Annotated in this window: 4 protein-coding genes and 1 pseudogene; 3 read left to right on the plus strand and 2 right to left on the minus strand. The window is 37.4% G+C overall.

The genetic code is table 11. The annotated features are described in order from the left end of the window. A partial coding sequence (locus ABY905_RS13305; RefSeq protein WP_372644672.1) for an FAD-linked oxidase C-terminal domain-containing protein occupies positions 1–1,901 on the minus strand: 1,901 nt, incomplete at its 3' end. 252 nt (positions 1,902–2,153) lie between these two features. Between ABY905_RS13305 and pta the strand changes: the two genes are divergently transcribed. The 3 genes from pta (at position 2,154) to ABY905_RS13320 (ending at position 4,992) form a co-directional block, all read left to right on the plus strand. Beyond that, on the plus strand, positions 2,154–3,155 hold the full coding sequence (gene pta / locus ABY905_RS13310; protein WP_372644674.1) for a phosphate acetyltransferase: 1,002 nt from the start codon (positions 2,154–2,156) through the stop codon (positions 3,153–3,155). 53 nt (positions 3,156–3,208) lie between these two features. Beyond that, positions 3,209–4,414, plus strand: a complete 1,206-nt coding sequence (locus ABY905_RS13315; RefSeq protein WP_372644676.1) for an acetate/propionate family kinase — start codon at positions 3,209–3,211, stop codon at positions 4,412–4,414. Between the two features lie 125 nt (positions 4,415–4,539). Further along, positions 4,540–4,992, plus strand: a complete 453-nt coding sequence (locus tag ABY905_RS13320) for a nuclear transport factor 2 family protein (RefSeq protein ID WP_372644678.1) — start codon at positions 4,540–4,542, stop codon at positions 4,990–4,992. A gap of 63 nt (positions 4,993–5,055) precedes the next feature. Here the strand turns inward: ABY905_RS13320 and ABY905_RS13325 are convergent. Next, positions 5,056–5,656, minus strand: a pseudogene (locus ABY905_RS13325) (lysophospholipid acyltransferase family protein); the annotation flags it as partial.

The following is a 5,656-nucleotide window of genomic DNA, read 5'->3' on the forward strand; positions in this document are numbered from 1 at the left end:
CACGACAAGCATAAATCTAAAACATCGTAGAGTTCCTGACTGTTGAAAGGATTCTTATTCTGGGAATAACTTAGGAATTCTCTTAATAGATTGGCTCTTGCTCGAGTCGTATTCTTTTCATCCAAACTTGCCTGATAACTTGGACACATTGCTTTACCAGTAAGATGCGTATTTCGACAGTCACCTGAACCGTTACAACGTTCAGCAGCGCGAATGATACCACCATCATCAGAGAAATCGAAGTAGGTTTTAAGCTCCTTTGTTTCCTGATTATTATTGTAACGCAAGTGGGTATTCATTTTGGGCGTATTCACAATCTTATCCGGATTGAAAATGCTATTGGGATCCCAAACAGACTTGATTTCTTTGAAAAGATTATAGATGGTATCACCAACCATAAGTGGAATAAATTCACCACGAAGGCGACCGTCACCGTGTTCACCACTCAACGAACCTTTGTATTTTTTTACAAGTTTGGCAGTATCTAATGCAATGCTGTGAAATTTCTCTCTGTCAATATCTTTTTTCAGGTCAAGTATAGGTCTCAGATGAATTTCACCAGAACCAATATGGGCATGGAAAACACAAGAAAGGTCGTACTTCTTTAATAGAGCCTTAAATTCTGTAATATAATCGGGTAAAACCTCTGGTAAGACGGATGTATCTTCGATTACAGAAACAGGTTTGGCATCGCCTTGTAAATTCGAAAGAACACCAAGTGCTGATTTACGTAAATCCCAAACACGCTTTATATTATCAGTGCCGGTCACAATAGGGTAGTGATAACCTAGTTGATTTTGTTTGAGCTCAGCCTCCATTGCTCTTGCAATTTCATTGATCTCATCTTGAGTTTCACGAGCAAATTCAATGATGAGTAATGCACCGGGTTGATCCTTTATAAAGAATCGATTTTGAGCTTGCAGACTATTATCTTCAGAAAGTTTCAGAATGGTATCATCCATTAACTCTACAGCACCTGGTTTGTATTTTAATGCAATTAAATTGCCTTGCATGGCATCTTCAAGCGAAGAAAAGTGTGCGCAAATCAGGGCTTGTTCTTTGGGTGGAGTAGGAACCAAGCTGAGTTTGATCTCCGTTGTGAATGCCAAAGTTCCTTCTGAACCAGCTAGGAGCTTGCAAAGATTGAATGCTTTGTGTGGCGAATCGAAAGGTGTTGTGTCCAAAAGTAAATCCAAGGCATAACCTGTGTTTCGTCGGTGGTTTTTTGTGTCAGGGAATTCCTGACGAATAGCATTTTGTATCTCTGGCTTTTCCAGACTTTCACGTATATGTTGATAGATCTTTGTTTCCAGACTTGGTTTAAGTTGCTTGCTTCTGCATTTCTCATGAAATTCAGTATCGCTTAATGCCGAAAAACGAACTTGAGAGCCATCGCTCAGTAGGGTTTTAACTTCCAAAGTATGATCACGTGTACTACCATATATTAAGGAGTGGGATCCGCAAGAGTTATTGCCAAGCATGCCACCCATCATACATCGGGAAGCGGTTGAGGTTTCCGGACCAAAAAATAAACCAAACTCTTTTAAATAGATATTGAGTTCATCTAAAATAACACCAGGTTGAACACGCACCCATTTATCTTCTACATTTAACTCAATAATTTTTGTGAAATGTCGAGAGATATCAACTACAATACCATCTCCGACCACCTGACCAGCCAAAGAAGTTCCTGCAGCTCTTGGAATGAGTGAAAGTTTTTCCTTGTTCGCAAATCGTATCAGTTTCTTGATATCGGAATCATTCTTAGGATAAGCTACTGCAAGTGGTAAAACTTTATAGGCTGAAGCATCGGTTGCATAGATTAAACGTGTACTCTGATCTCTATGAAATTCACCTTCGAATGATTCTGAAAAGACCTGGTATTTATCTGATGTTTGCATGTAAATATTTCAATTTTAAAAGATGCGAATGTCTTGAAGGATCTAGCTTTGTTCAATAGCTGAATTAATATTTAACGATATAGATATTCTAGCTAAATCCCACACTAAGGTATTAAAATTTCTTCTTATCGAGAATCAATATTAATACAGATTAAAATGTGTTAAAATGGACGTATTCGAAATGCATTTTGCTCATTTATATCTAATTTCGCAATGTCGAGATTACAAAAACACATAAATTACTGACTCACAATGGATTTATTGCAAAAGATTAAGGAGAATGCAAAGCTGCATAACAAGAAAATTGTTCTTCCTGAAGGAACAGAGGAGAGAACATTGCAAGCTGCAGACATCCTTTTGAATGAAAAAATTGCACAGATTATTTTGATTGGAAACCCAGAAACAATCAAATCAGAAGCTAGCAGATTAAACTTAGAGCATATCTCTAAGGCGGTTATCATCGATCCTGAGAATCATGATAAGATGGAAGCTTATGCTGAGATCTTGGTTGAACTTCGTAAGAAGAAAGGGATGACTATGGAACAAGCTATGGGGCTTGTTAAAGATCCTCTGTATTTGGCTACCTTAATGATTAAAGCGGGTGATGCTGACGGTGAAGTTGCAGGAGCATTGAATTCTACAGGAGACGTATTACGTCCAGCTTTTCAGATTGTGAAAACAATGCCTGGTTGTTCGGTTGTTTCAGGTGCTTTTATCTTGATCTTAAAGGATAAAACTTTTGGAGATAATGGTATGTTGGTTGTTGCTGACTGTGCTGTTCATCCCAATCCTACTGCTAGCGAATTAGCTGAAATTGCTGTCGCTACTGCTAGAACAACAAAAGCTATTGCTAATATGGAACCTCGTGTTGCCATGCTAAGTTTCTCTACTATGGGATCAGCTAAGCACGAAATGGTTGATAAGGTTGTAGAAGCAACTCGTTTGGCTAAAGAAATGGCTCCAGAATTCTTAATTGATGGTGAGATGCAGGCTGATGCTGCTATTGTTGAGGCAATTGGTGCTAGTAAGGCTCCAAATTCTGAAGTAGCAGGTAGAGCAAATGTATTGGTATTCCCAACTCTTGAAGTTGGAAATATTGCTTACAAATTGGTTCAACGTTTAGCAGGTGCTGAGGCTGTTGGTCCAATATTGCAAGGTATGGCTGCTCCTATCAACGATCTTTCAAGAGGTTGTTCAGTTAGCGATATCGTTAACTTGGTAGCTATTACAGCAAATCAGGCTGCAGGTATGTAATCTGAGAAATCAGAAAAAGAAACTTAATCAAAACAAATAATAAACAAATTCTAATGAACGTATTAGTTTTAAATTGCGGAAGTTCTTCATTAAAGTATCAAATTTTGAACATGGGCGAAGAGGCGACTCTTTTAGCTTCTGGTCTAGTTGAGCGTATCGGTCTTAAAAAGGGTGTGTTAACTCACAAGCCTGAGGGAAAAGATAAGTTCAAGACTGTTCAAGATATTCCTAACCATTCAGTTGGTATCAACTTAGTACTTGCTGCTTTAGTTGATGCTGATCATGGTGTAATTTCTGACATTAAAGAAATTAACGCTGCGGGTCATCGTGTGGCTCACGGTGGTGAATATTTCCAGGATTCTGCCTTTATTACTGAAGAAGCGAAAGCAAATATCAAAGCATGTTGCGAATTGGCTCCACTTCATAATCCAGCTAACCTTGAAGGTATCCTGGCTATTGAGAAATTATTGCCAGGTCTTCCTCAAGTTGCTGTTTTTGATACGTCTTTCCACCAGACTCTTCCAAAAGAAGCTTTCATGTATGGTTTACCATACGATTGCTACGAGACTTTGAAAGTTCGTAAGTATGGTTTCCACGGAACATCACACAAATTTGTTGCAAACAAAGCTTGTGATATTTTAGGATGGAATATCGAAGATAAGAAAATCGTTTCTTGTCACTTAGGTAATGGTGCTTCTGTTTGTGCTATTGACGGTGGTAAGTCTATTGAGACTTCAATGGGATTCACTCCAAACGAGGGTCTATTGATGGGAACTCGTACGGGTAACCTTGATCTTGGTGCTTTATTATATATCGCTGAGAAGAAAGATTTATCTATTCAGGAAACTAATAACTTGATCAACAAAGAATCTGGATTAGCTGGTATTTCTGGTATCTCATCTGATATGAGAGACCTTGAAAATGCTGCTGCTGAAGGAAACGATAGAGCTCAATTGGCTTTAGATATGTTCGCATATCGTGTGAAGCGTTTTGTTGGATCATATACAGCTTCTTTAGGAGGTGTTGACTTGGTTATTTTCACTGGTGGTATTGGTGAGAACGATGCTGTTTCTCGTGAGAAGATCGCTGGTAACTTCGGTTACTTAGGATTAGATTTCGATTTCGAAAAGAATAAAGGTCTTCGTGGAAAAGACGCTGTTATTTCTACTGAAGATTCAAAAGTGAAGTGTATGATTGTAACAACTAACGAAGAGTTAGTGATTGCTAAGGACACTCTTCGTATTGTTTCTGCGCTTTAATAAGCTCAAACATATATTCAAGAAAGGTTATCTCGAAAGAGGTAGCCTTTTTTTTTGTTTTCACTTTTATGGCTTTAATTTAACAATGTTGTACCTTAGATTGTTGTTAACCTAAAAACGGACTAATGAAAAAAATAACAAGTTTATTCGTAATGCTATTAATTATAAATATGGCATTTGCTCAAGACCTGGAAGAAGAAAAGCAAGCGATCAAAAATGTGATTCAAACCTCATATGTTGAAGGTTTACAAAATGAAGGTAATCTTGAAAAGATAGATCAAGGTATACATCCTGATTTTGTACTACTGGGAATAGGTGAAGGAGATAAGATGTGGAAATTACCTATTGATAAGTGGAAAGAAAAGACGGTGAAAAAATTGGAAGAAGGGAAGTTGCCAAGGGAAGAGAATCCAGTCTCAATTCAATTTTTGTCGATAGATATTACAGGAACGGCTGCAGTTGCTAAAATCGAATTCTATGTAGGCGAGAAGCTGACATATATCGATTATATTTCTCTTTATAAGTTTGAGGGAAATTGGAAGATGGTGAACAAGATTTTTTATAAACTGCCGGCTTAGTTTAGAATATTTTCAAATGAAGAGAGGCTATTTGAATGATAAATTCTGATAGCCTCTTTTGTATTAATGTAGTATTTCGCTAGGTTCTCTTTTGAATTTCCAACGCTTATGTGTCCATAACCAATAGGCGGGATCACGCTTGATCTGTTTTTCAAGAAGCTGCGTGTGTTTTTTACTAATATCACCATATGCGGTTGTCTGGGGATTTTCTTCTACAATCTCAAATTCAATCTCATAATAGCCACGCTTGGTTCTCGTTAGGTTCATAAATATAACGGCATAATCGAATTCTACGGCATACTTCTCTGTACCGAACATGATGGCTGTGTCTTGATTCATGAATCGAGTCCAAAATAATTTATTATTTGATTTCTTAGGACATTGATCGCAACCAAAACCAATTATCAAATTTCGATCAGTATTATTATGAAAATAGTCTTTCCCTTCTCTCTTAGGAATCAGTTCAATACCAAATTTTGACCTGGATTCTATGAATTTTTTGTTGAAGAATTTATTACTGAGTGGTTTGTAAAGGGCCGCAGCTTGATGTTTGAGTGTAAGGTTTAAGCAGGCAGCTGCCATTTCCCAGTTGTTATAATGACCAGAGGCCATAACAATACTTTTATTTCTCTTATAAAGATCATCCAGAATTTCAGGATTTATA

This window comes from Ancylomarina sp. (assembly GCF_041555295.1).
Classification (GTDB): domain Bacteria; phylum Bacteroidota; class Bacteroidia; order Bacteroidales; family Marinifilaceae; genus Ancylomarina.

Coding starts and splice junctions, on each gene's coding strand:
- pta (WP_372644674.1), top strand. CDS start 2,154: ATGGATTTATTGCAAAAGATTAAGGAGAATGCAAAGCTGCATAACAAG.
- ABY905_RS13315 (WP_372644676.1), top strand. CDS start 3,209: ATGAACGTATTAGTTTTAAATTGCGGAAGTTCTTCATTAAAGTATCAA.
- ABY905_RS13320 (WP_372644678.1), top strand. CDS start 4,540: ATGAAAAAAATAACAAGTTTATTCGTAATGCTATTAATTATAAATATG.